At 64.2% G+C, this 3,115-nt stretch carries 5 protein-coding genes and 2 pseudogenes; all 7 read right to left on the reverse strand.

The window, feature by feature from the left end:
• Positions 1 to 152 precede the first annotated feature (152 nt).
• On the reverse strand, positions 153 to 335 hold the full coding sequence (locus AOK24_RS36425) for a hypothetical protein (RefSeq protein ID WP_055724239.1): 183 nt from the start codon (positions 333 to 335) through the stop codon (positions 153 to 155).
• Positions 336 to 375: 40 nt separating this feature from the next.
• Complete coding sequence (locus AOK24_RS49400) at positions 376 to 546, reverse strand: hypothetical protein (RefSeq protein ID WP_165854551.1); 171 nt, start codon at positions 544 to 546, stop codon at positions 376 to 378.
• An 84-nt stretch (positions 547 to 630) separates the two neighbouring features.
• The gene (locus AOK24_RS36430) at positions 631 to 1,461 is read right to left on the reverse strand and encodes a helix-turn-helix domain-containing protein (RefSeq protein WP_055724240.1); all 831 of its coding nucleotides are present in this window, start codon (positions 1,459 to 1,461) and stop codon (positions 631 to 633) included.
• Positions 1,458 to 1,979, reverse strand: a complete 522-nt coding sequence (locus AOK24_RS36435; protein WP_055724243.1) for a DUF6879 family protein — start codon at positions 1,977 to 1,979, stop codon at positions 1,458 to 1,460. The genes AOK24_RS36430 and AOK24_RS36435 overlap by 4 nt, the downstream gene beginning before the upstream one ends.
• A pseudogene (locus AOK24_RS52890) lies at positions 1,963 to 2,171 on the reverse strand (hypothetical protein). The gene AOK24_RS36435 and the pseudogene AOK24_RS52890 overlap by 17 nt, the downstream one beginning before the upstream one ends.
• Positions 2,172 to 2,289: 118 nt before the next feature.
• On the reverse strand, positions 2,290 to 2,520 hold the full coding sequence (locus AOK24_RS47980) for a DUF397 domain-containing protein (RefSeq protein ID WP_338060969.1): 231 nt from the start codon (positions 2,518 to 2,520) through the stop codon (positions 2,290 to 2,292).
• Positions 2,418 to 2,966 (reverse strand): annotated as a pseudogene (locus AOK24_RS51615) (DUF5753 domain-containing protein). The gene AOK24_RS47980 and the pseudogene AOK24_RS51615 overlap by 103 nt, the downstream one beginning before the upstream one ends.
• Positions 2,967 to 3,115: the final 149 nt, after the last annotated feature.

The following is a 3,115-nucleotide window of genomic DNA, read 5'->3' on the forward strand; positions in this document are numbered from 1 at the left end:
GGTGAGGGTGGTTGGGGGTGCGGGGGTCGTCGTAGGGCTTCGTTGTCGAAGCGGGCTTTCGGGCCGGTCCACACGTAGGCGTGGTGGTGCATGAGGTGGTCCCGCCGAGGGGGTCCGGGCCTGGTTGCGGCGGGGTCCGGACCCCGTCCGGATCAGACGCGGATGCCGAAGCGGGCCGGGTCGATGCCGGCGGCGTCGAGTTCGGCGGTGGTGAAGCGCAGCGGCTGGGCGTCGTGGCGCTTGCTGTCGGCCAGGGCCCAGGCGTCGTGGCCGATGCGGGCGAGGGTGCCGCAGCCTTCGGTGCAGGGGCCGCCGCCGTCCGAATGCCTGTGCATCGGGCGGGAGTTGAGGGAGAGCCGGGGTGAACGGAGGACGTCAGTGCGCCTCGGCGAGGTGCCTTCGGAGGAGGACGTTCGCGTCGGTCACCGCGCTGTGGTCGTACGTCGACCGCGCGTTCCGTCTCGCCGTCGCGAGGGACAGGCAGCCGGCGCAGCCGGGAATCGGGGACGGCTCGGGCAGCGGGTAGTTCGGTGGTTGGTACGGCATTTTCTCCCCTTGGAATCTGCGATGCCTCAAGATTAGGCAATCCAAAGGGGGAGAGCTCACCTTATTTCCGTTCCGGAATAAAGATCATCGGTAGGCGTTCGACCATTCCCGGAGCAGACTTCTCGCCTCGTCGCCGAACCGCGCCTGGCGTTCAAACTCGGAAAACACGGCCAGATGTTCGGAAATATCTCGCGCATCTCGAAAAACCATTCGGCCGGTGAAGTTCTCCACGGTGACGAGTCGCTCGTCGTAGATCGTGAAGGTGTTCATGGGGCCTCGGGGCATGAGCGTCCCGATCGGGATTACCCCCAGGTTGATATTCGGGAGGCGGGACAAGGAAGCGAGATGATCGATCTGTACCGTCATGGCCAATTCTGGAACGATCGCCCAACGAGCGGCCTGCTCGGTCAAGATAAAGGTGAACCGCTTCGAGGTGTCGTAAAGGACTGATTGCCGTTCCAGTTTCTTGGCCACAACCTTCGACACGTCACCCGGCACATGAATCAGACTGGCTCGGACAAAATCAGGTATGGCCAGGAGCCCCGTGATCATCGCAGGCAAGAAATATCTGAGTTCCGTAGCTTCCGACTCCAGTGCAGCCAGCTCGACCTGCCGCTTCTCGACTCCTCGACGCCGGGAGGATCGTTTTCCCTCCCACTCGGTGTTCGCGATGCGTGCGAGAGCCGTGATCTCCGCGACGTCCTCGGGCGAGGCGTCCAGGGCCCGGAGTAGGCGCTCGACGTCCACGAGTGTCGGCGTCTTCTTCCCTGTTTCGAACTTACTGATCTGACTCTGGGACATGTTGCAACGCCGAGCGAGCCGGTCCCCGGTGAGGCCGGCTCGCTTGCGCAGATCTCGGAGCTTTCCCGCGAGGTCGCTCCTCGACGGGCCCAACTCCTCGGGCTCAAGGGTCACTCAAGGTCTTTCACATACTCGGCGAACGGAACGGCGTTCTCCAGGGCGATTCGCTGCCACTCCAGATAGGGGGCGATGTCGCCCTCGAACAACTCCCGGTTGATCTGTGTACCGTCTGGGCGATAGTTGAGGTGGACGATCCGGGTTTCGTCGAACATCCACCAGTCGGTACCCGAGAGGGGAAGTCCGTAGTCGTTCCGCGTCACATCCAGGACCCGAATATCCTCGCCCGCCTGAATATTTCCGGGAATTCCCCAGGAGAACTGGTAGCGCTGATAGTCCGTGAGCGGCCGACGTACGACCCGGACTCGCCCGATGGTGCGTCCGGAGTCGACGAATTCCCGGACACGCTCATGCCACTTCCCGTTGTGCCCGTCAGGCTTCGACTCCCCGCGAAGAAAGCGGGAAAAGCTTTCCGTCTCATTGGGCATGGTGTACGTGGGCTGCGCCTCGAACCGCCACACCGAACGCTCGTAGGAGTCGAAGAAGTTCCGCCATTCGTCACCATCCAAGAGCACGTACAGCTCCCTGAGTACCGATTCCGGAATCTCCACGAGAGCCTCACCGGCGGGTGGCCGGAAAGCGGCCGACACATTCCCCTGGACGACGATCGAGCCTTCGACCGTGCGGTACACGTTCGGACAATCGTCATCGTCGCAGTTGGGTCCACCGAACTTCCCGGTGAGTCGCGTCAGTTCACTGCGCGCCATCGCACCCCCGAGTCTCGTCGGCTCCACTCGGGAGCCACTGCCGAGTGACACTACGCAGACTCATACCCCTGGTCCACGCCGACTCCGGAATATTCCGGAGCTGGCATAAACAGTCCGGTCAACCCCGTTGCAGATCACCCGCGTTGAGCGCGGTCACGAAGGCGGAGAAGGAGGCGGTGGGGAAGGAGAGGGCGGCACGGGCCGGGAGTTTCGAGTCCCGTACGGCTGTGCGGAGGGGGAGTTCGGCTATTTCGACGCAGGTGTCACCCGCACCCCCGTCGGCTTCGGCATCGAGGAACACGACGCCGGTCGGAGAGTCCCGCAGCGCTGTGTCCAGTCGAGGCACCACACCCCCGCGTACATCATCGAGGCGCCCGAGCCGGCGAATCCGTCCTGATCGGTCGGGATGACGCGCACCGTGACGTTGCCCTGGTCAACTCGGTCGAGAATCTCGTGGAGTTGGGCACGCGCGGCCCTCCTGTCGGAGACGCGGAGGCGCAGCGCGACTTCGTGGATGATCGCCTCGTACGTGTACGGGTGTCCCCCCTCGATGACGCCCCTCCGGCGCATCCGGTGCTCCACCCATATGGCCACTTCGTCCTCGGGGAGCCCCGGGTTCATTCACTCGAACACCGGGCGGGCGTAGTCCGGCGTCTGTAGAAGTCCCGGAATGCGGGTGATCACGACCTCGCGCAAGTACGTCGCGTGGTGCTCCACTTCGGCCGTGTCCAGGAACACCGGCAGCAGCACTCCCCGGTACTCCTCCCGCCAACCCTTCGTGCGGTCGGTCGCCATCACTGTCAGCGCCTCGATCAGGTCCTCGTCGGCGCAGGCATAGAAGGCGGCCAGCCGGCGAACCCGCTCCGCACCGATGGCCGCAATGCCCAACTCCCCTTACGTCAAGGGGAGTTCACCCATGTCCGAAACCCCCGCCACCCCCGACC

It is taken from the genome of Streptomyces niveiscabiei, from assembly GCF_001419795.1.
GTDB classification, from domain to species: Bacteria; Actinomycetota; Actinomycetes; order Streptomycetales; family Streptomycetaceae; genus Streptomyces; species Streptomyces niveiscabiei.